Below are 21,992 nucleotides of genomic sequence, written 5' to 3'. Positions count from 1 at the left end.
CGCCGTCTTGCAGCGAACTTGGGGGGATTTGGGCGCCAATTCTACGCTTGTCACGGCCGCGCCGACGGCGTGCGGCGCATTTCCCGATGCCGCGCCGCAACTGCTGAGCTCAGGGATATCCTGATTGCACTACCGCGCTGAATCCCTTACCATCACAATCTGTTGCATAATTTGCCACATTTTCCGCAAAGTCAGTCCCGGCGCGGGTTTCCGGACTGCAACGCGCATCCCTGACGAGCTTCCATGATCTTGCAGGGACCTTAACACCCTGAAAGCGGCAACGACGATGCGTGTAGAAATTCTCGGCTGCAGTGGCGGCATCGGTGGCAATGGCATGCGCACCACCTCCCTGCTCATTGATGACGATATCCTGATCGACGCCGGCACCGGCGTGGGCGACCTGTCGCTGCAGCGACTGGCCGCCATCGACCACGTCTTCATCACCCACGCCCATCTTGATCACATTGCCTGCCTGCCGCTGATGATCGACAGCGTCGGCGACCAGCGCAGCACCCCGCTGACCATGCACGCCACGGCGCAGACCCTGGAGATCATCCGCAAGCACATCTTCAACTGGCACATCTGGCCCGACTTCAGCGTCATCCCGAATGCCGAGCAACCCTTCCTGCGCTTTGCCACCGTCGAGCAAGGCCAGGCCGTCCGCATCGGCCAGCGCACTATCACGCCGCTGCCGGCCACGCACACCGTGCCGGCGGTGGGCTACCACCTGCGCAACGAACACAGCGGCGCCTCGCTCGCCTTCAGTGGCGATACCTCGATCTGCCCGGCGCTGTGGGAAGCGCTCAACCGCATCGACACCCTGCGCTACCTGATCATCGAAGCCGCCTTCGCCAACCGCGATCGCGAACTGGCGCTGCTCTCCAAACACCTTTGCCCCAGCCTGCTGCTGCAGGAGCTGCAACAACTGCAGAGCACGCCCGAGGTACTGGTCACCCACGCCAAACCCGGCCAACTGCAGGAAATTGCCAGCGAGATTGTCGCCGGCACCGGCATGCACCGTCCGCGCATGCTGGCCACCGGGACCGTGCTCGACTTCTGAAGCCGGCCGGCTTCATCAAAAAGGGCGCCGCACACAAGTGTCGGCGCCCTTTTTTCAGGCTTGCTGCAGCGAATGCATCACTGCACTACACAGGCATCCAGCTTGGCCGCACCAATCTTCTGCGTACCGTTGTTGCCGTTGCTGCTGATGGCCGGCGGCATGGTCACCTGCACGCCCTGCGACTGCGGCACGATCACTGGCGGCACGTTCCTCGACTGCACGAAGCCGAACTGGCCCGCACTGAAGACCTGCAAACCACCCGGGTTGCTGACCACGATGGCGCCGCTCACCACATCCACGTGCAGACCGTTGTCTGGCGGCTGGCCGCTGGGGGTCGGCACGCCACCGCAATCGTTCTGGCAGTACAGCGCGCCGAAGTGGGTGCCGCGAATACCGATGGTGGCTGTGGGCGTATCGAAATTGACGGCTTCGTGATTACGCTTGCCGACCAGTCCGGTCACGGCGCGCAGGCCACCCTTGACCAGGCCGATGGCCACCGAGTCGTTCTTCGGTTCCTTCTCGTCGTAGATGTATTTGTTGACCGCCACTTCGGTCCCCGGACGCAGGACGATCTCGGCATTGTCCAGGAACTTGACGCGGGTATAGGTCTCGCGCTCGGTGATCAGGGTATCGCCCTGCAGGATGGCCGATTTCACGGCCAGCACCACGCGCGAACCATCGGCATGACGCGCCGTGAGCACGCCCGACAGGTGGGTCACCTGGCCGACCACCGGCTGCGCCTGCGCATGGGCCGGGGCAGCCAGGACCAGCAGCCACAGCGCCAGGCTCAACGCCAGCAGTTGCGCGGCCACTTGTTGCCGGACCAGTCCCGGCAGGTTTTGCTTGAAGGAGTTCATAGGCGTGATTTGATCCGGTTCATCAGGTGCACATCGGCAGCGGTTTCTTGGCCTGCTTGCGATCGCCACCCTCATCGCCGAAATTGTCGGCGGTGCCGCCCACGGTCTGGCCGTTGGCATTGTTCTGCTGCAGGACATCGCCGGTATGGTAGGCCGCCGAATCCGACAGCTGCGCATTGTTCAGCGTGGTCTGCAGGTTCTGGCTCTGCTGGTTCTGCTGTTGCTGCACCGCCTGCGCGGTCTGGCTGTTGGCCGAACTGCTACTGGTGCTGCTACTGCTGGCCGCCACCGGCGTACGGGTACCGTTGGCGTCGGTGATGGTCACCCCTTGCGCGTAGCCGATCACCGCGCCGGAATCCACCGACAGCAGCGCCACGCCCGGCGGCGAGGTGGAGATGTTGGCGTTGATGGTCATCGAATCACCGGCCGAGAGCGTGATGTTGCCACCGGTGGAGACCAGCACGCCATTGACGATCAGCGTGTCGTTGCTGCCCGAGGAGGCGCCCGCGGTCAACGTGATGCTGCCGGTGGCGCTCACGCCGCCCGACCCGATGGTCAGCGGGCTATGCGTGACCAGGCTCACGGATCCGTTGGAACTCTTGACCTGGCCGGTGGTGTTGATGCCCAGCAGCGACAGCTTGCTGGCCGCGCTGGTGACCGTGCCATTGGCGCTGGTGGGCAGACTGCCGAGGAAATCGGCACTGCTGCCGATGGCCACGGTCTGCGCGCCGCCCGTATTGTCGATGCTGATATTGCCGCGCGTGGTGCTCACGCCATTGATGCTGACCACGCTGGCGTCGCTGGTATTGAGCGAATTGGTGAGGCTGATGTCACCTGTGCCGTTGTTGTTGGCCGCGAAGCCCGCCACCTGGTTACCCGAATTGCTGAGCTTGATGCCGGTGGTGGCCGCCGCGATCAACTGCCGCGTCACCCGCAGCGAAGTACCGCTGTTCTGGCTGACGTTGCCGCTCTGCGCTTCCAGTACCAGATTGTTGGCGGTGATATTGCCTACGGCCAGAGCGCCGCTGGCCTGCGACAGCGCCGCGTCGGCCAGGGTCAGGTTGCCACCGGTCTGGGTAAAGCCTTCGGCCACCACCAGGCGCGAGCCGGTATTGCCGGTCACGGTGCCGTTGGAGACGGTCAGGTTGGACAGGCGGACATCGCCACCCAGTGTCAGGTTACCGGCGGTCAGATTGACCGTCATGCCGGACTGCGAGGCATTGGCGATGGTCACGCTGCCCTTCAGGAGCGTGGTCTCCCCCTCGATCATGTCAGTACCGCCGATGTTGAGGGTGCCATTGCCGCTGGTGGTGCCATTGAGAATCAGGGCCGTCGTGGTATCGGCACTCGCCGATGAGTTGACGCTGATGTTGGCCGTGCCCTGGATGCTGGAACTATTACGCACCGTCAGGTTGCCGCTCTGCTGATACAGCTGGCCACCCTGGGCGATCTGCAGACTGCCGATCACGTCATCCCCGCTGTCATGCCGCAGGCTGGTGTTGGCCGCGATGATCACGGTATCGATCTGGGTCGGAAGATAGGTGTCGCTGGTGCGCTCACCCTGGCTGTCGACCCAGCTGTAGCGACTGCCCCAACCACTCTCGCTGTTAGCCGCGTAGAAGGTCTCGGCGCCCCTGAACTGCAGGCTGAGCGGGCCGTCCGTGCCGTAGACCGCCTTGATCATCTTCTCGTCGCTACCGACTTTGACCACATCGCCTGTCACGTAGCGGAAATAGCTGTCATCAAGGCCGGATTCGCTCTGACCGAAATCGAAGACACCGAAGCTGGCGTTGCTCGTCGGAACATAGTTGCCGAGCAGTCGTGTCTTGAGGGTACCGTCCAGGTTGACCGAGCTGGTGTTGAAGGTGACGCGGTCATAGCTGCTAGCGCTGGCGATATCGATCAGCAACTTGCCCGTCGCATTCTGGACGAAGCTGCCCGCATTGATGGTGAGGTTACCCACCGTGCCATCGCCACCCGGCGCCAGCGTACCGTTGTTGATGACCGAACCATTGGCGGTGAGCGTGCCGTTTCCGGAAATGGTGCCGTTGGCCGCATTGGTGATCTGCTTGACGCTGATCGTGGCGCCGGCCATGGTCAGCGTGCCGTTGTTGGTCACGCTATTGCTGACGCTGATGATGGAGGTCTGGTTGCCCAGGTTCATCTGGCCATTGTTGACCAGTCCGTTGGAACCATCCAGGCTCAGGTTCTGGTTCAGGCCGCTGATGTTGAGCGTGCCATTGTTGGTCCAGGTGGCATTGCCCGAGGTATTGAGGGTCGTGCCGGATGCATTGAACAGTATCTTGCCGTTGGCATTGTTGACCACATCGCCACTGGAGGTGACCGAACCGCTGGAATTGACGTTGATGGTACCGTTGTTGCTGATCCCGCCGCTGCCCACGGACAGGCTGTTGGGGCCTCCGGCCAACAGGTTCACGGTGCCGTTGTTGTTCACCGAATCGACGTTGAGCTGGCTGCCTCTCATCGTCAACACGCCGGCACTGCCCAGCTGCAGGGCAGCCGCAGTCAGCAGCCCCCCCGTGCCGAGATCGACCGTGCCATTGCTGATGAGCAGGTCACCGTTGCTGGAGCCATCCTTGACCGTCATCTGGCCACCGTTGAGCACCACCCGGGCGTTATTGCCGATGGTCGTCTGGTGACTGGAACTGACCACTGCCACCCTGAAACTCTCCGTCTGCACTTCCTGATAGCCACTTTCCAGGTTCAGGTCCAGCGTGCCAGCCGTGCTGGTGATGTTGGCGTTGATGGTGATGTTGTTGGCCGCCTGCAGCGTCAGCGTGCTGTCGCCACCGCTGGTCTTTTCGATGGCGGCACTGACGGTGATGTTGCCGGCCTGGTCGCCGCCATCCGTGCCTGTCCTCAGGCGCACGCTGGTGCCGTTGTTGAGCTGGTTGCTGATGGTACTGGCGCTGATCTGCGAGCCGTCTTCACCGGAATACACGGCATAGGAGGTGCCACAGCTGCCACCACTGCCGGTCAGGGTGCCATTGTCCACCACCTCCAGGTCATACGGATCGATCAGCCAGGTGCCGCCCGAACCGACCGTGGGCACCTTCACTACGTCCAGTTGCTTGAGGCCCGAGGTTTCGACGAAACCGCCCTGCCCCGGCGCGCCGGTGGCCGAGACATCACCATCGATGAAGGCCTTGTTGCTGGCGAACAGCGTGACGTTGCCGCCCTTGGTGCCATCGGCGGTGATGCTGGAACTGGCCGTGGTGGTGAGGTCCTGCGAGGCGCGCAGGAAGATGCGACCACCTTCGCGTACCACGCTGGAGGCGCTGATGACGCCGCTGTTGGTGATCAGGCCCGCAGCCACGCCGATGCGCCCGGCTTCGGCGGTGATGCTGCCCAGGTTGGTCACGTTGCCGGCGCTACCGGTGACGTTGACCGTCACGCCCGGCGTAGCGGTATCGGCCAGGGTCACGGTCTGGCCGGCAGCCAGGATCACCTCGCCCTGCGGGCTCTTGATGATGCCGCTGTTGGAGACGCTGCTGCCGATCAGGTAGACGCTGCCACCGGTGGCCGATTCGATCTTGCCCTGGTTGTCCACCAGACCGGCCGTACCCTCTTTGGCGAAGTTGAGCTTGCCGGCCAGGAAATCACTGTCGCTGATGGCCAGCGAGGTGGCGATGAAACGCGCCGCATCGATGGTACCGCTGGGGCCGATCACCACGCCGTTGGGGTTGTATAACACCACGGTGCCGGTGGCGGACAGCTTGCCGTAGATCTGCGAGATATCCGCGCCCGTCACCTTGGCCAGCAGCGCTGCCGCGGCATTGGGCTGGTTCACGTTGACCGCCGCATCGGCGCCGATGCTGAAAGAGGCGAACTTGGCGATGGCCTGCGGCGAGAGCTGGTTGATGTTGAGCGTGTTGCCGTTCTGGGTAAAGGTGACATTGCCATTGACCACGCTCCAGCCATTGGGCAAGGTCCCCGGCGCGGGTGCCGCCGCCAGTACCGGTGCCTGCCACGCGCCGCAGACGGCGGCCGCCACCAGCGAGATGCGCAGCCCCGGCGCCAGCAGACGCTGCCAGGAGCGACGCAGCAGGCGCGACAGCAATTGCGGCAGCGGCTTGCTGGGACGCCAGGACAGCGTCAGCTTGCGCCTGCCCACCCGCACCGTGATCGACGGCGGCAGCAATTCGATGGCCGGCCGGACCGGGCGTTGCGTGGAAGCAGAAGCGGAGGTGGATGTCGAAGTCATGTCAGAACCCCAGGATTGCGCTCAGATGGGCGTTGAGATCGCCGCGTTGTTCGGTCACCGAATTGCCATTGAGCAGTACGCGCGCCACGTCCAGGCGCAGGCTGAAATCACGGCCCAGGGTGTAGCGTACGCCGGCACCGAAGCTGGCCAGCGTCACCGTGGAAGGCAGCGTGGAAGCGGAGGTCACGTTGTTGTTGGCGCCCCGGCCGGCATCGAAGAAGGCCAGCAGGCGCATGTTGCCGCGCACCTCCTGCTTGGCCAGCAGGTCGGGCGTATAGACTTCGCTGTTGAGGATCACGCCACTGTCGGCGGCCACCGCACGTTCGGTAAAGCCGCGCACGGTATTGGCGCCCGCCATGCCGAACTGTTCCACTGGCGGCAGGGCGTGCGGTGAGATTTGCAGGGCGCTGGCCAGGCGCACCTGCCAGTCGTTCTCGAAGCCCTTGAACCAGGACGCGCCGCCACGGATGGCGATGAAATTGTCCATCGACCGGCGCGAGCCGGTGAAGAGCGAATAGCGGTCCGTCACATTCAGGCTATCGTTGCGCCGCGCCTGGCCGGTGGCCAGGTTGCGGGCGATGCCCAGGTTGTAGTCGATGATCTGGCCCACGCTCTGGCGCTGCGCGCTGTAGCTGACCGACAGCGGCAGCGTGGAATAAGGCACGCAGGTGTTGATGTTGGCGCCATTGAGCAGGCCGCCGGCGATGGCGCAGGACGACTCGACCTTCTTGTAGTCCGCCCCGAAGACCAGCTTGCTGCTCCACTCCCCGCTGCGGGCGAAGAAGTGGTTCCAGCGCAGTGCATAGACTTCGCCACGGCCGGTGATGTTGAGGGTGGAATTGAGCGCCAGCGTCTGACCCGAGCTGACATTGGATTTACCGTAGATGAAATCCAGGCTGTCACCCAGCGCGTACAGCGGCACCCGGTAACCCAGCGAATACAGGTCCACCTTGGCGCCCGAGGGCGAGTCCGGCGAGGTGGTGTAGGCCACCGTGGCCACATGATCGCGATTGAACAGGTTGGCGTGCTGCAGGGCGACGCCGGTACGCCAGCGGCCGGTATCGCCGCTGCCGGTGTTATCGACGTTGAGCAACAGGCGCAGCGGGTTTTCATCCTTGACGCCGACGGCGGCATCGATCTGGTTGCTGGTCTCGGAAGCCGTCAGGTTGACGTTGATCTGCTTGCCCGGATTGTCGTTGGCCAGTTGCACCGATTCCGAAATGCGGCGCAGGTTGGGGGCGCTGCCCTCGCGCAGGTCGGGAATGCTGGCGCGGATGTTCTGTTCGCTGAAGTAACGGTTGTCACTCACCACCACCTTGCCGATGACCGCCTCGACCACCTGCAGGCGTACCACGCCACCGGTCAGTTCCTGTTCCGGTACGCTGACCTGGACGGCGCTGTAACCGGCACTGCGGTAGGCGTTTTCCAGTGCCTCCAGGGCCTGCTGGATATCGCCGTAGACCCGGCCCGGGCCGGTGAAAGGCGTCACGACGGCATCGATGCGGGACTGCGACAAGAGGCTGTTGCCTTGCACGTCATAGCGGCGGATATCGAAGCGCTCATCCCTGGGCGCCGACATCGCCACACCCGGCGCGGGCGTGGCCGTTTGCGCCATGGCACCCGCGGCTGCGCCCAGCAGCGCCATCCCCATTACATAATGCGGCAAGCATCGTTTCATCGTCTCAACAGCCATGCCTGCGGCAAGGCTCTCCCTGTTTTCTTGTTTGCGATGTGCATCGCCCGCGCGACGCACCCCCTGCTCCCTCCCGCCATGTCCTTACACCACTGATCACCCCGATCAATGGTGCAGGCGCGCAGGCACGCGCCCGTGGACGACACGACGATGCCCTGTCCACGGCGATGACGCCCCACAGCGAAATACGAATACGAGAAGGAACCCCTGAAGCAGAATCACCCGGACACCGATGTTCCCCTTCTTGAGGGAGGGATGGATCGCTGCCGGATACGCTGCCGCCTTTCCAGGCGGCACCGCTTATTGATGCTTGTAAAGTATACTGACTAGTCCTGACCGAGTCGACAATAATCGTCGTTTAACCGCCTCCAGTGGGCGTTTGCGCCACTTTTAGTCGACACTAATTTCCGTGCGGAAATGAATTTCTTCGGCCAGATGTAAAGAATTTCAAGCCGCCTCAGGGGGTGAGAGCAACTGTCCATTGCACCTTCAAATCCGGTTCGCACCCCACCCGACAACGACCGCCAGGATGCGAGGGTCGCCCCGGATGTCGTCGTCCTTCAGGCGCGTCTATTTGGTCTCGAAGGTGGTCACGCCATCCCAGTCCGCTGCCGGCGGCGTGACACGATAGTGGGCGATGCGCTCCAGGTAGAGCGTGTACAGACCACGCGGCTGCTCCTGCTGCAGGGCCAGCAAGGCGGCCTCGGCCTCGTCCCAGCGTTGGGCGCGCACCAGCGCCAGTGCCGCATGCCAGTGTTCGACCTCGGCGCGCAGGACGGCGTCGAGTTCGTTTTCCGGTGCCAGCGGTTCATAGATGGGGACCGGCTCGTTCTTGCCCTTGACCCGCACCCGGTCCAGCTCGCGGTAGGCGAACTGCGGCGCCGCCAGGCGCGTGGCCTGGCCCACCAGCACGCCCACGCCATAGACCTTGGTGATCGATTCCAGCCGTGAGGACAGGTTCACCGCGTCCCCCATGACCGTATACGCCTTGCGGATTTTCGAGCCCATGTCGCCCACGCGCATCTGCCCGCTGTTGAGGCCGATACCGATCTTCAGCGGCGGCCAGTTGCGACGGATGAATTCCTCGTTGAGCAGCAGCGTGGTCTGCTGCATCTTCAGCGCCGTGGCGACCGCCCGGGCGGCGTGGTCGGGCAGTTCCAGCGGCGCGCCCCAGAAGGCCATGACGGCGTCGCCGATGTACTTGTCCAGGGTGCCGCGATTGCCGCGGATGTCTTCCGACATCGCCGTGAGGTAGACGTTGATGTATTCGCGCAGCTCATTGGGCTGCAGGCTCTCGGAGATGGTGGTGAAACCGCGCACGTCGGAAAACATCACGGTCAGCTCGCGGATCTCGCCCTCCATGTTGTAGCTTTCCGGATTGGCGGCCATTTCGGCCACCAGTTCCGGCGCCACATATTCACCGAACAGGTTGACGATGGCCTTGCGGTTGCGATACTCGAACAGGTAGCCCCAGGCCAGGTTGGAGATAAACAGCATGGCCACCAGCAGCAGCGCGGTGGCCAGTGGCAGCACCATGCCGGCACTGTCGTAGAGCCAGAAGTTGAGCCCGCCCAGGGCAGCCGCTGCCCCCACGGTGAGCAGCATCGATGCCAGCGGACCCAGCATCGGCAACAGCAGACCCAGCAGCAAGCCCACCAGCAGCACCTGCAGGGTATCGTAACCCTGCGCGAAATCGGGCCGGGCCTTGAAATCATCATCGATGATGGAGGCGATCAGGTTGGCATGGATTTCCACCCCCGGGTAGACCGGGTTGACCGGCGTGGCCCGCAGGTCGTTCAAGCCCGGCACGGTGGTGCCGACCAGCATGATGCGGCCATCCAGCTGGTCATGCGGATAGGTGCCGCGGATCACGTCCACCGCCGGCACGTAGCGGAAGGCGCCTCCCTTTGGGCCGCCCGCGCCGCGATAGGTGACCAGCGTGGTCAGGTGCCGCTCCACCGGGATGAACAGGGGCTGCGGCCTGGCTTCCACGGCAATGCCGGCCAGTGCGCCGTAGTCGCGCAACTGCCCCTCGAACAGCACATCCTGGCGCTGCAGGAAGACCGGCTTGATGCGCCTGCCACCCAGCGCCACGCGCGAGGTCGCCAGTGCCAGCGATTCGTAGAAATGATCACCCACCTGCGCAATGAGCGGCACGGCGCGGATCAGGCCGTCGTCATCCGGGATGGGATTGAAGAAGCCGCCCGCGCGGGCCGCTGCCTGCAACTGCGGCAGGTTGGCGCCGTAGGCCTGCCAGTGGGTCACATCCAGTGCACGACCGCCCAGGTCGGCCACGCTGAAGGCCGGCGGTGGCAACTGCCCCTTGGCGATGGCACCCGACTCATTGGAGAGGTTGTAGCCCATCACCACCGGTTGTCCCTGCAGGGCCTCGGCCAGGCGTGCATCGTAGTCCATCTCCGGTTTGAGCACCTGCAGCTGTCGCGCCAGTTGCGGCACATCCTTCAGCGGTCCCTGCGCCAGCTGTTCCAGGCGACCATAACCGGAGCTGGTATCGGGCTCGGCGAACACCACGTCGAAGCCCACCGATTGCGCCTGGTAGGTCTGCGTCATCTGGCGCACCAGTTGCGCCACCACGTCGCGGCTCCAGGGCCAGCGGCCGAGTTCGCCGATGCTCTTCTCGTCGATGTCGATGATGACGATGCGCGGGTCCAGATCGGGCTTGGCCACCCGCATGCGCAGGTCGTAGAAGAACAGGTCCAGTCGCTCCACCAGGCGGTTGGGCAGCATGCCCATGACCTGTGCACCCGCCACGCCGGTCAGTACCAGCGCCAGCAACCAACGCGCCCAGTATTTGCCAAAGGCGGTACGCAAACGACGCAGCATGGACTTTCCCCCGGATTCCCTTTTTGATTGGCTGCGATCATGCCAGTAGTTGGACGCCGCCACAATCGGCGCGCTGCGGCCATATTGCCTGGCAGCATCACCGGCGATCGGCCAGGCATGGATGAGCACCATTGGCGCAGCGCGATGAACCGATGGCGAAAATGGGTTCTAATGTTTTCCCCTCCACTCTTTCCACTCTTCTTCCTGGAGCCACAGATGAAGCCCATCCCGCTGATCACGCTGCGCAATGGCGCGCAGGTCCCCGTTCTCGGACAAGGTACCTGGAACATGGGCGAATCCCGCGCCACTGCCGCCACCGAGGTACGCGCCCTGCAGGCCGGCATCGACCTGGGCCTGACCCTGATCGATACCGCCGAGATGTACGCCGACGGCAATGCCGAGCGCATCGTGGCGCAGGCCATCGCCGGCCGTCGCGAGCAGGTCTATCTGGTCAGCAAGGTCTTGCCGCACAACGCCAGCAAACGCGGCACCATCGCCGCCTGCGAAGCCAGCCTCAAGCGCCTGGGCACCGGGCATATCGATCTCTACCTGCTGCACTGGCGCGGCTCCCACCCACTGGCCGCGACCGTCGAAGGCATGCAGGCCCTGGTGGCGCAAGGCAAGATCGGTGGCTGGGGGGTGAGCAACCTGGATACCGACGACATCGCGGAATTGCTGGAGCAACCGGAGGGCGAGCACACCCTGTGCAACCAGGTGCTCTACAACCTGTCCCGCCGCGGCATCGAATACGACCTGCTGCCGCAGGCGCAGGAAAGCGGGATGGCCGTCATGGCCTATTCGCCCATCGAACAGGGCCGCATCCTGAAGAACCCGGCCTTGCACGCCGTAGCGCAACGTCACGGCGCGACACCGGCACAGGTGGCGCTGGCCTGGGTAGTGCGACAACCGGGCGCGATCGCCATTCCCAAGGCGGCCGACGTCGCCCACGTCGAGGCCAACCGCGCCTGCCTGGCGCTGGCCCTGGACGAGACCGACCTCAAGGAACTGGATGCCGCCTTTCCACCGCCCCGCCGCAAGGTACCGCTGGCGATGCTGTGAGCGCTGCTGCGCTCAAGGGCCTGCAGGCAATCTTCAGGCTGCCGCCTCCAGCGCCTGCAAGGACTTCAGCAGATGACGCACCGCCGCCGGGATCGGTGCGATCACCGGCACCGTGAATCGCCGTGCCAGGGCAATGGCCGCCTGGCCCAGCGGGCCGCCGCCGATCACCACCGCCTGCGCGCCATCGATCTCCACGCATTCGCGCACGGCCTGGGCCAGGGCCTCTTCCAGTGCCTGCGGATCGGTCGCCAGCACACGCGGATCGCCCGCCGTCAGGCGGATACCGGTATAGAGTCTGCCTACCCCGGCCTGCACCGCCTTCTCGCCGATCACCCCGGCCAGTTCCGGCGTGACGGTGGCGATGCCGAAACGGCGACCGCCCTGGGCGGCCTCCAGCATCGAAGCTTCGCACAGGCCTGCCACCGGGCGTCCATCCAACGCGCGCAGGCGTTCGATACCCGGATCACCGAAGGCGCTGATGATCGCGCCCACGCTATGCCGACCGGCCTCGCGCCAGTTGCGTTCCACCTCTGGCGCAGCCGCCGCCAGCTCGTCGGCATTGACGATCATCCCCGGCCCTTGCCCGGCACTGACGCCACTGATGCCATAAGCGGCCGGCAGCTCGGCGCGGGCGATGGCCACCATCATGTCGGTGGTGGCACGGGAAGCGTTGGGGTTGATCAGCAGGATATGCGGCATGCCAGTCTCGACGGAAAATGCATCAGCTACGCGCCGCCACCGCCTGCACCGGCGCTTCGGGGGCGTCGTCCTGCAGCGGCGCATCGGGCGACTTGCCATAGGTTTCGGGAACGGTGCGCACGGCCAGCGTGAAGATGCCATACATGGCCGCGATCATGCCGAACACGCCGGCCAGGCCGAAGGCGTCGAACAGGCGTCCGGCCACCAGCGGCATGAAGGCGCCGGCAGCGGTGCCGGTGGCCAGGATGAAGGCGGTACCGAAGGCGCGCACCCGGGTGGGATAGAGTTCCGGCGCAAAGATCCAGATGGTGGTGTTGAGCAACAGCACGAAGAACTGGAATACCGCACCGGCCGCCAGGATCAGCACGATGTTCTTGGCCAGGAAGCCGATGGTCAGCGCCGCCAGGCAGGCGCCGATGGCCCCCGCCGTCAGCACGCGCTTGCGCGGCAGGTGGAAGCCGAAGGCCGAGGCCGCAATCGCGCCCAGCAGGCTGCCGCTCTGCATCACCATGGTAAACAACAGGCTCTTGGACATGGTGTAACCCAGGCTTACCAGGATGGTCGGCATGAGCGTCAACACCGAGATCTGCGCGCCATAGGTCATCCAGATGGCAATGCACAGTGGCAGCGTGCGGCGGGCCAGCGCCCCCTGGAAGATTTCCATCGAGCGTACCTTCACCGGTGCCGCCTGCTCGCGCTTGCCATCATCGCTGATCCAGGCCTGGCCCTGCGGCGCCGGGCCGGACAGTTTGCCGCTGGCCAGGCGCGCCAGCACCTGATTGGCCTCGGCGATCTTATGGCGCGACAGCAGGAAGCGCGGGGTCTCCGGGATGTAACGACGGTAGAAGGCACCCAGCAGGGCCGGCAGCATCAGGCAGAAGAACAGCCAGCGCCAGCTGTTCTCGCCCGGGAACAGGGTGAAGACCAGCAAGCCGAAGGCCGGCGCCAGGAAGTTGCCCATGCCGCCGGCACCGACGTTGACCAGCCCCACCGCCGTACCACGGAACTTGCTGGAGCAGAACTCGGCCAGCATGGTGACCGCAATGGCGATCTCGCCACCCAGGCCGAAGCCGACGATGGCGCGGCCGATGGCCATGACGGTGAGGTCCGGTGCCAGCGCACAGATGCCCGCACCCAGCGTGAACAGCAGCAGATCCAGGCTCAGCATGACACGACGGCCATAGCGGTCCGCCACCAGCCCGGAGACGATGCGACCGATGGCCGCGCTGGCGAAGGTGACGGTATTGAGCAGGCCGATATCGGTGGCGGACAGCCCCCACTGCTGCTTGAGCAGGGGACCGACCAGGCCGATGGCGTTCTGTTCGAAACTGTCGAACAGGCAACCAATCAGGATCAGGAAGATGATGGTGTGGTGCGAACGGGTCACGCCGATCTTGTCCAGCGCGCCGTCCAGCTCGGCTACGCGCGGCGAATTCGGGATGTCCGGCGACGAAAGTGTGGGTCCAGCCATGGTCTGCTCCTCGTGCGTAGGGATGGCAAATGAATGCTGCTCGGTCTGCGGTCGAATCAAGGCTGTGGAACCACGGCTACTGCATGTCACCGTTCGGATACTGTAGTCCAGCATGCCCGCAAATGGAAGTTTGATTTCAATAAATAGTATTTTATGAAATTCAAATTTCATTCACGCCAGGCTATTAGCAATCTGCATGCCAGCAATGCTGAATGTATGAAATCCAGCTTTCAGGAACATCGGCGTAGCCGGCAAAGCCGCCGGGAGTGGGGATGTCGGAAGAGAGACGAAGCCAGGTCGCCCGTTGGCGGGGCCCTTTCAGGGGTGGCATCGGGTGCGCCCCACCGGGGCAGCGACAGGCGGCGCGACAGTCACCGCGCACCGGACCAGTGCGCCACCTGCATGAAAACAGGGAGTCAAGCCGGTGGATTCCCTGAAATCACTATTTCAAACCGGCAAGCCGGGGATTACTCGAAATCCCCCAGCTCCTCATGCTCCTGCTCCACCGCCGCCAGCCGCTTGCGCCCGGCGGCACCGCTGGCGTCGATGACCAGGGTGGCCAGCAGGTCGCACAGGGCCATCACGCCGACATGGTTGTCCAGCGGGCCGGGACCGCGACACTGGGCCTGCAGCGACCAACGGGCCTGGGTGCAATCCGGCGAGGCATGGTCGCTGATGTAGAGGATAGGGGCAGCGGCGCGCACGGCCGCCTGCAGCAGGCGGTCCATCTGGCTGGTCTGGCGACGGGTACCGAAGACGATGACGCAATCGCGCTCGGACAGGCCGGCGGTGTATTCGGCCAAGGTCTCGCCGGGACCGGGGATGACCGTCACCCGCGGCAGCACCTGGATGATCTGCCAGCGCAGGTACAGCGCAAAGGCCTGGCTGCTGCGGCTGCCGAAGATCAGCACCTGCGGGGCGCCGACGATGGCGCGGGCGATCTCGGCCATGGTGGCGTCGGACAGGCGCTCGAAGGTGGCTGCCAGATTGGCCTGCGACTGCTGGAAGTGCGCCGTCACCGAGCGCACCTGGCGTGCCGCACCGGCACTGCTGCCGTGGAACAGGGGCGAGCCGACTTCCTGCTCCTCGCGCACGTGACGGCGGGCCTCTTCGTAGCTGTCATAGCCGATACGACGGATGAACCGGCTCACCGTGGAGGGCGACACGCCGGCCAGCTGCGCCAGCTCGTTGCCGGCGTAGCTGGCCAGTTCACCCGGGAATTCCAGCAGGAAGTCCGCCAGCAGGCGCTCGGTGCTCGACAACTCGTCCAGCTTGCTGCGCACCCGGCGCACGAAGGATTCGGAAGAAGGTCTCATGGTGGCGCGGGCCGGGCCCGCTGCGGTGCTATCAGGATCGCCGCATTGTATAGCAGCTATCGCGACACGAAAGGCCGCAGTTCAACCAAACTTGCGCGCCGCGTCGATGGCCAGGCCACTGCCGATGCTGCCGAACAGGTCACCTTCCACATGGCGCGCCTTGGGCGCCAGTGCCGCGATGCGTTCGCGCAGCAGGCGCACGCCGCTGGAGCCACCGGTGAAGAACACGCTGTCGATATCGTCGGCACGCAGGCCGGCCTGCTTCAAGAGCGCCAGCACGGTCTGCTCGACCGTCTGCACCAGGTGATCGACGGCGGCATCGAAATCGCTGCGCTGCAATTGCAGCTGCTCTGGATTGCGCAGGCGCTCCAGGTCCAGCACGGTCTGCTCCGCCGAGGACAGTGCGATCTTGCCGGCTTCCACCTGCAGGGCCAGCCAGTGGCCGCAGCGCTGCTCCACCACATCGAGCAGGCGGGAGAAGCGCTCGCGGTCGGCCACCTCGCGCCCCACGTCCTGCAATTGCTGCCAGGCCTTGCGGGTGTAGAGCTGGTTGATGGTGTGCCAGGTGGCCAGGTTGAAGTAATAGCTGGAGGGGATCTCGGCATTGCCCTGCAGGCGGCCGCCCAGGCCCAGCAGCGGCATGACGCAGGCCAGGCTGAAATACTTGTCGAAGTCGGTGCCGCCGATGTGCACGCCGCCATTGGCCAGGATGTCGTCACGGCGCTCGCTGCGCTGCGCCCGCTGCGGCGACAGGCGCACCAGCGAAAAGTCGGAAGTACCGCCGCCGATGTCGACGATCAGGACCAGCTCTTCCCGGTCGATGCGCGACTCGTAGTCGAAGGCGGCGGCAATCGGTTCGAACTGGAAGGCGATGTCCTTGAAACCGACGTCACGCGCGATCTCTTCCAGCGTATCCTGCGCCAGCTGGTCGGCAGCCGCATCGTCGTCCACGAAATGCACCGGACGCCCCAGCACCACGCTGGAGAACGAGGCGCCGGCGGCACGCTGGGCGCGCTGCTTCAATTCACCGATGAACTGCGACAGCAGGCCGCGATACGGCAGCGCCCGACCGCCGACCTCGGTCTGGCCGTCGATGGCACCGGAGCCCAGCAGGCTCTTGAGCGAGCGCATCAGGCGGCCTTCATAGCCGGCCAGGTATTCACCCAGTCCGGCGCGACCATAGCTGAAGCTGTTCTCGTCGGCGTTGAAGAACACGACCGATGGCAGCGTCGCACGGCCTTCTTCCAGCGGCAGCAGCAGGGAATCCCCGGCATCCGGGCGCAGCCAGCCGACGGTGGAATTGGAGGTGCCGAAATCCACACCGCACGCGTTCGCCATCGCCATCGATCACTCCTTGTTTTTTCGGCCGGCAATCATATAGAAAAGCACCGTGCTTGTCTGCACGGATGTCCGGCAGCGTTTGAAGCAAGCAACATGCCGTGCGCATTTCCTTGCCGTGGCGACAATGTCAGAACGACAAAAAGCGCCGGGCGGCATGTCTGCCGTCCCGGCGCCTTCTATGGCAGCGGATCGCCTGAGGCCTGTGGAAAACTTAGAATTCCTGGGCCACCGGACGCAGCACCACTTCACTGATGTCCACATTCTCCGGCTGCTCGATGGCATAGGCGATGGCACGGGCCACCGAATCGGCGGGAATCTGGTTGGCTTCGTACCAGGCCTGCACGGCGGCCGAGGTTTCCTGGTCGCTGCTATGCGTCTTCAGTTCGGAATCCACCGCCCCCGGGGAAATGATGGTGGTGCGCACGCCCTCCGGTGCTTCGGTACGCAGGCCCTCGGAAAGTGCACGCACGGCAAATTTGGTGGCGCTATACACGGTTCCCATACCGGCGAAGACCTTGATCCCGGCCACCGAGGCCACATTGATGATGTGACCCGAGCCCTGGGCGGAGAAACGCGGCAGTGCAGCGGCCACGCCGTAGAGCACACCCTTGATGTTGACGTCGATCATGCGGTCCCATTCCTCGACCTTGAGCTTGGCCATCGGTGCCAGCGGCATGATGCCGGCATTGTTGACCAGCACATCGATGCGGCCGAAGTGCTGCACGCCCTGCGCCACCAGCGCTTCCACATCGGCGCGGCGGGCGACGTCGGTGGTCACCGCAATGGCCTCGCCACCAGCGGCGGTGATATCGGCCACCAATTTCTGCAGGCGCTCGGTGCGACGCGCACCCAGCACCAGCCGTGCGCCCAGGGAGGCCAGATGGCGCGCCGTGGTTTCGCCCAATCCACTGCTGGCGCCGGTGATGACGAGGACCTTGTTCTTGATGTTGTTGCTCATGATGAATCCCTTTCCATGGATAGTGTGAATGCCTGCCAATGTGTGTTGCTGATGCTGTCGGTGCTGCGGATGCTGTGGTTGCTGCATATCGATGGAAGGATTATGGTCACGGCGACTATGCCAAACAATGGAAATGATAAGATTACAGAATTCCAATTTAAGGAATCATCATGCTCAACCGACTGGAGATGCTGCGTATCTTCTGCGCAGCCGCCGACGCCGGCAGCTTCAAGGATGCCGCCATCCATCTCGGCATTTCGCCGCAGGCGGTCACCCGCGCGATCCAGGAGCTGGAGCGGCTGCAAGGCGAGATGCTGTTCCACCGCAACACCCGCCAGGTGCGCATCACCAGCTTCGGCGAACAACTGGCCGAACGCGCCCGCAGCAGCCTGCAGCAGCTTGATGGCCTGTTCGCCCCGGATCCCGCCAGCCCGCCGGACGACATGAGCGGCGTGGTGCGACTGGCCGCGCCCTCGGCACTGGGGCGCAGTCGCCTGTTGCCCATCGTGGAAAGGCTGGCCAACGCCCATCCCGGCCTGCGCTTCGACCTGCGGCTGACCGACCAGCGCGCCGACGTGGTCGGCGAAAAGATCGACATCGGCATACGCGTGGGGGCGTTGCGCGACAACCGCTTCGTGGTGCGCCGGCTGGGCAAGACCCGCTTTCATGTCGTGGCCACCCCGCGCTTCCTGCGCCGCCACGGTACACCCGCCAGGCTGGAAGACCTGCCCGCCCTGCCCTGTACCGGCATTCTCGATCGCGACACCGGCCGGCTATGGCCATGGATGTTTGCCGGGGATCGCCAGATGAACGCCGACCATGCGCGCTTCGTCTGCGATGACTCGGAAGCGGAATACCTGCTGGTCAGGGATGGCATGGCCATCGGTCAGATTGCCGGCTTCCTGTGCGATGACGACATCGCCGCCGGACGCCTGGTGCCGGTGCTGGGGGAACATGAACCGGAACCCTGGGATACCTATCTGTACCGCCCGCAGCGCGGCCCGGTGCCGCCACGGCTGCGCCTGGTGTTCGATACGCTGGTACAGGAGCTGTCCGACTGAGGAACTGAGGAACTGAGGGCTGGGGGAGTGATCTGCGCCGCTACCAGCGGCAGTCGTGGTCCATCAGGACTTCGGCGCTGCCCGGCTCCTGCAGGTCGAAGTTGGCCGGCATGTTGACCAGGAAGAAGCCGGCACTGCCGTCGGCCAGGCGCGCGCCGGTCAGCAGCAAGGACTGCGAGGCCATGTTGGCGGCTGCATAGGTGCTGCGGGCGGCGGCCAGCCGGAAGGGATCATCCTGCTGCAGGGCATCGGCAGGCAGGCGCATGACCCAATAACGATGGCCCTCGAAATGCCAGGGTAGCCACTGCTTCAACGGATCGTCACGATGCCTGGCCAGGCTGGCGGCAACGTCGCGTCGCATGCAGTCCATGTGCAGATGCAGGTGCAATTGCGAACGCGCGGCGGCGGAGTTGATTTCCACACCCAATTGCTCATCTTCCAGCGGGCGCCCCAGCTTCTGCGCCACGCGCCAGCGCTGTTCCCAGGCATAGGCCCAGTAGCGGGGCGCATCCTCCCTTAACAGTTCCGGACTTTCGATACCGGTCAGGCGCCGGGTCGGCATCAGCAGGTACTGGGCCGGACCCACCAGATCCTTCAGGATCACGAAGCCGCGTTGCAGGTCCACCATGGCGCAGGGCTGCGGCTGCCCCCGCTCCTGCATGGATGGCACACATTGCTGGCTGGTGATTTCCCACAGCTTGTGGGGATCGGCGGCTGCGATGGCGGACTGGCTGCACAGCAGCAGCCAGATCGGTATCAAGAGAGGGCAAGTGGGCATTCGCATCAAACCATCCTCGGCAGGGACGCCGCGTGTGCAGGAGCACCAGGCGGCAAGTTGCGCAGGGTAATGGCACGCTGTGTCCGCATGATGACAGTGGCCGCGCCGCCGCTCGATGAGCGGACTTGGCACGGGTTGCCATCGCCGGCATGGACGGTCTAGGCCATCAACTGCCTGGCCAGTCCCACCAGGTCGAACACCGGCCGGCCGGTGCGCTGCGCAATGGCCTGCGCAACCGGCGGCATGTTGGTGCACTCCAGCAGGATGGCGCGTACCTGCGGCTGCGTGGCCACCAGATCATCGGCCAACGCCAGCATCTCGGCGTGGATGCGTTGCATGTCACCCTGGGGCTGGTTACCCACGATCACGCGCGCGAATTCGGAATCAACCGGCATGCCGGCAATCGGAGAATCCATGCTGCCGCCGAGCGCAGCCAGATGCGCCGGCCCCAGGTTGGCACTGGAGGCGGTGAGGATGCCGACATGACGCGCGCCTCCGAATGCCAGGTACAGCGTGGGCAGCCAGCACAGGCTGGAGCTGGCGAAGGGAACCTGCACCGCAGCGGCGATGATCTGCTGGTGCAGCGCCAGGAAGCCGCAGCTGGTGACGATGGCCTTGCAACCTTGCGATTCCAGGTCGCGGGCGGCCTGGACGAAATCGTCCACCATGCCGCTGGCACGCTCGAAGATCACCTTCTGCGGTGAGGCCCGGCTGACCTTGTGCAGCCGCGTGGGAAAGGGAAAGGTGGCCGGGTTGCCGATATCGCCAAGCGGACGCGGAAAGACGGTATCGAGCATGACGATGCCGAGCATGCGGAGCCTCTGGAAAAGTGAGTGGGTGCCGGCATTCTAACCAATCCCGCGCCGGCTCAGCCGACGGCCAGCGGGTCCTGGCCCATGGCCTTGATCCAGGAATAGACCGGCGGGCATTCATCGACGATCGATTCGCAGACAATGTCGATGAGGACCGGCCCCTCGCTGGCAAAGGCCTCTTCCAGCGCGCTCACCAGTTCGGCACCCGAGCCGGCACGCAATCCCTTCAGGCCGAAACCCTCGGCGATGCGTGCCACGTCCAGCCGGGTGAAATCGACCGACAGATACTGCGCATCGTTGTGCAGTTTCTGCAGCGCCTTGATCCAGCCGAAGCAGCCATTGTTGAAATGCAGCAGGATGGCGGGCACCTTCAGACGGGCCAGGGTTTCCAGTTCGCCGCAAGACATCGAGAAGGAGCCATCGCCAAACAGACCGATAGGTCGCACATCGGGGCGCGCCAGCCAGGCACCGACCACAGCAGGAATCGCATAGCCCAGGCCGCCGAAGGCACGCGGGATCACCAGCCGCGAACCGTCGCCCGGCAGGCGCAGATAGCGGGTCATGTGCGGCGTCGGGGTACCGGCGTCCGATACCATCACGGCACGCGGCGGCAGGCGCCGGTTCAGCTCCTGCACCACGCGCTGTGGCTTCAGCGGCAGGGCGTCGCTGCAGAGGTCAGCCTGTGCCTGTTCCCAGAAGCGGCTGCGTACGCGGTTGAGTTCGCCGTTCCAGGCACGTGGTTCATGATCCAGCACCAGCGGCGCCAGGTCCTCCAGTACCGAACGGACATCACCGGCGATATTGAGATCGTTACGGCCGGTATTGCCCAGCACGGCGGGATCGATGTCGACCTGTACACGCTGGCGCGGCTGCTTGCTGCTGGGGAAGGTCCAGCCGATGGTGACCACCGATCCCATCTTGCAGCCCAGGTAGACCAGCAGGTCACTTTCCTCGACCGCCCGTGCCGCATGCGGATGGAAACCGTTGTCGCCGATCACACCCAGTGCCAGCGGGTGCTCGTCGGGGACGGCGCCCTGTCCGGTGATGGTGGTCACCACGATGGCATTGGCCTTCTCGGCCAGCGCCAACAACTGCGCGCCGGCATTGGAGTGCATCACGCCGCCACCGGCCACCAGCACCGGGCGCCGGGCCGCATTGAGCAGGCCGGCCAGTTGTCGCACCAGGGCCGCATCGGGGCGCACCGGGAAGGCAGGGAAATGGCGGCACTCCGGTTCGGCGTAGATCTCTTCCGGGGTACTGTCGGAATCCTGCGCCAGGATATCTTCCGGAAAGGTCATGTGCACCGTCCCCGGGCGGCCCGAGGTGGCGGTACGGAAGGCGCGTCGCACCGCCTCCGGAATCTTGGCCGTGGTCTTGACCTGGAAGGAGAGCTTGGAAACCGGCTCGAACAGCTTGGCGTTGTCCAGTTCGGTAATCATGCCGCGCCCCTCGCCCTTGAGCGGAATATCGCTGGTCAGCAGGATCAGGGGGATGGAAGAACTGTTGGCCTCGGCCATGCCCGGCAACGAGTACATCGCGCCAGCGCCGCTGGGACATTCGGCCACGCCCGGCTTGCCGCTGAAGCGGGCATAGGCGTCGGCCATATAGAGGGCGGAGCGTTCGTCGCGCGCCATCACGTGGCGCAGCTTGCCGGAGCGGCTCAGGGCCTTGTAGAAGGCCACATTGGTATCGCCGGGAACGCCGAAGATGAGCTCCACGCCATAGTCTTCCAGCAGTTGCACGAGCACGTCTGCACCAGTCATTTTTTCTCCGTTTCAGTTGGGTTCGGTTGGGTTCGATTGAGACCTTGGCCGTGCT

The 21,992-nt window shown here is 64.6% G+C and carries 15 protein-coding genes; 3 read left to right on the top strand and 12 right to left on the bottom strand.

The annotated features are described in order from the left end of the window. Positions 1 to 286: 286 nt before the first annotated feature. On the top strand, positions 287 to 1,060 hold the full coding sequence (locus HBH1_RS14065) for a 3',5'-cyclic-nucleotide phosphodiesterase (RefSeq protein WP_102663263.1): 774 nt from the start codon (positions 287 to 289) through the stop codon (positions 1,058 to 1,060). Positions 1,061 to 1,137: 77 nt separating this feature from the next. On the opposite strand, the gene HBH1_RS14060 is transcribed toward HBH1_RS14065, so the two are convergent. The 4 genes from HBH1_RS14060 to HBH1_RS14045 form a co-directional block, all read right to left on the bottom strand. Beyond that, a complete protein-coding gene (locus HBH1_RS14060) occupies positions 1,138 to 1,917 on the bottom strand; it encodes a FecR family protein (protein ID WP_102663262.1) in 780 nt (259 codons plus the stop codon). Between the two features lie 22 nt (positions 1,918 to 1,939). Further along, entirely contained in the window at positions 1,940 to 6,142 is a 4,203-nt protein-coding gene (locus tag HBH1_RS14055; protein WP_102663261.1) for a beta strand repeat-containing protein, read from the bottom strand. Between the two features lies 1 nt (position 6,143). Further along, positions 6,144 to 7,793: a ShlB/FhaC/HecB family hemolysin secretion/activation protein gene (locus tag HBH1_RS14050; RefSeq protein ID WP_233207615.1), complete on the bottom strand. Its 1,650-nt coding sequence runs from the start codon at positions 7,791 to 7,793 to the stop codon at positions 6,144 to 6,146. A gap of 612 nt (positions 7,794 to 8,405) precedes the next feature. Further along, a complete protein-coding gene (locus HBH1_RS14045; protein WP_102663259.1) occupies positions 8,406 to 10,679 on the bottom strand; it encodes a CHASE2 domain-containing protein in 2,274 nt (757 codons plus the stop codon). Between the two features lie 216 nt (positions 10,680 to 10,895). On the opposite strand from HBH1_RS14045, the gene HBH1_RS14040 reads away from it, so the two are divergent. Then, positions 10,896 to 11,738, top strand: coding sequence for an aldo/keto reductase (locus HBH1_RS14040; RefSeq protein ID WP_102663258.1), 843 nt, complete (start codon positions 10,896 to 10,898; stop codon positions 11,736 to 11,738). A 33-nt stretch (positions 11,739 to 11,771) separates the two neighbouring features. Here HBH1_RS14040 and HBH1_RS14035 read toward each other — a convergent pair whose 3' ends face one another. The 5 genes from HBH1_RS14035 to HBH1_RS14015 form a co-directional block, all read right to left on the bottom strand. Beyond that, complete coding sequence (locus HBH1_RS14035; RefSeq protein ID WP_102663257.1) at positions 11,772 to 12,437, bottom strand: aspartate/glutamate racemase family protein; 666 nt, start codon at positions 12,435 to 12,437, stop codon at positions 11,772 to 11,774. Positions 12,438 to 12,459: 22 nt separating this feature from the next. After that, positions 12,460 to 13,908 carry an MFS transporter gene (locus tag HBH1_RS14030; RefSeq protein ID WP_077235829.1) on the bottom strand — a complete coding sequence of 483 codons (1,449 nt, stop codon included), beginning with the start codon at positions 13,906 to 13,908 and terminating at the stop codon, positions 12,460 to 12,462. A gap of 467 nt (positions 13,909 to 14,375) precedes the next feature. Continuing rightward, positions 14,376 to 15,224, bottom strand: coding sequence for a MurR/RpiR family transcriptional regulator (locus tag HBH1_RS14025; protein ID WP_039875801.1), 849 nt, complete (start codon positions 15,222 to 15,224; stop codon positions 14,376 to 14,378). 81 nt (positions 15,225 to 15,305) lie between these two features. Then, positions 15,306 to 16,562, bottom strand: a complete 1,257-nt coding sequence (locus HBH1_RS14020; protein WP_102663311.1) for an Hsp70 family protein — start codon at positions 16,560 to 16,562, stop codon at positions 15,306 to 15,308. A gap of 214 nt (positions 16,563 to 16,776) precedes the next feature. Continuing rightward, complete coding sequence (locus HBH1_RS14015; protein WP_102663256.1) at positions 16,777 to 17,523, bottom strand: SDR family oxidoreductase; 747 nt, start codon at positions 17,521 to 17,523, stop codon at positions 16,777 to 16,779. A gap of 170 nt (positions 17,524 to 17,693) precedes the next feature. Here HBH1_RS14015 and HBH1_RS14010 point away from each other — a divergent pair, with 170 nt between their 5' ends. After that, entirely contained in the window at positions 17,694 to 18,584 is an 891-nt protein-coding gene (locus HBH1_RS14010; protein ID WP_077235832.1) for a LysR family transcriptional regulator, read from the top strand. Positions 18,585 to 18,624: 40 nt separating this feature from the next. Here the strand turns inward: HBH1_RS14010 and HBH1_RS14005 are convergent, their stop codons facing one another. The 3 genes from HBH1_RS14005 to HBH1_RS13995 form a co-directional block, all read right to left on the bottom strand. Next, positions 18,625 to 19,368: a CDP-diacylglycerol diphosphatase gene (locus tag HBH1_RS14005; RefSeq protein WP_166758431.1), complete on the bottom strand. Its 744-nt coding sequence runs from the start codon at positions 19,366 to 19,368 to the stop codon at positions 18,625 to 18,627. 152 nt (positions 19,369 to 19,520) lie between these two features. After that, a complete protein-coding gene (locus HBH1_RS14000; protein WP_102663255.1) occupies positions 19,521 to 20,174 on the bottom strand; it encodes an aspartate/glutamate racemase family protein in 654 nt (217 codons plus the stop codon). Between the two features lie 56 nt (positions 20,175 to 20,230). Beyond that, positions 20,231 to 21,937 carry a thiamine pyrophosphate-binding protein gene (locus HBH1_RS13995; protein ID WP_102663254.1) on the bottom strand — a complete coding sequence of 569 codons (1,707 nt, stop codon included), beginning with the start codon at positions 21,935 to 21,937 and terminating at the stop codon, positions 20,231 to 20,233. Between the last annotated feature and the right edge of the window lie 55 nt (positions 21,938 to 21,992).

This window comes from Herbaspirillum sp. BH-1, assembly GCF_002870055.1.
GTDB lineage: Bacteria > Pseudomonadota > Gammaproteobacteria > Burkholderiales > Burkholderiaceae_D > Herbaspirillum > Herbaspirillum frisingense.
This window is presented reverse-complemented; position numbering and strand designations above follow the sequence as displayed.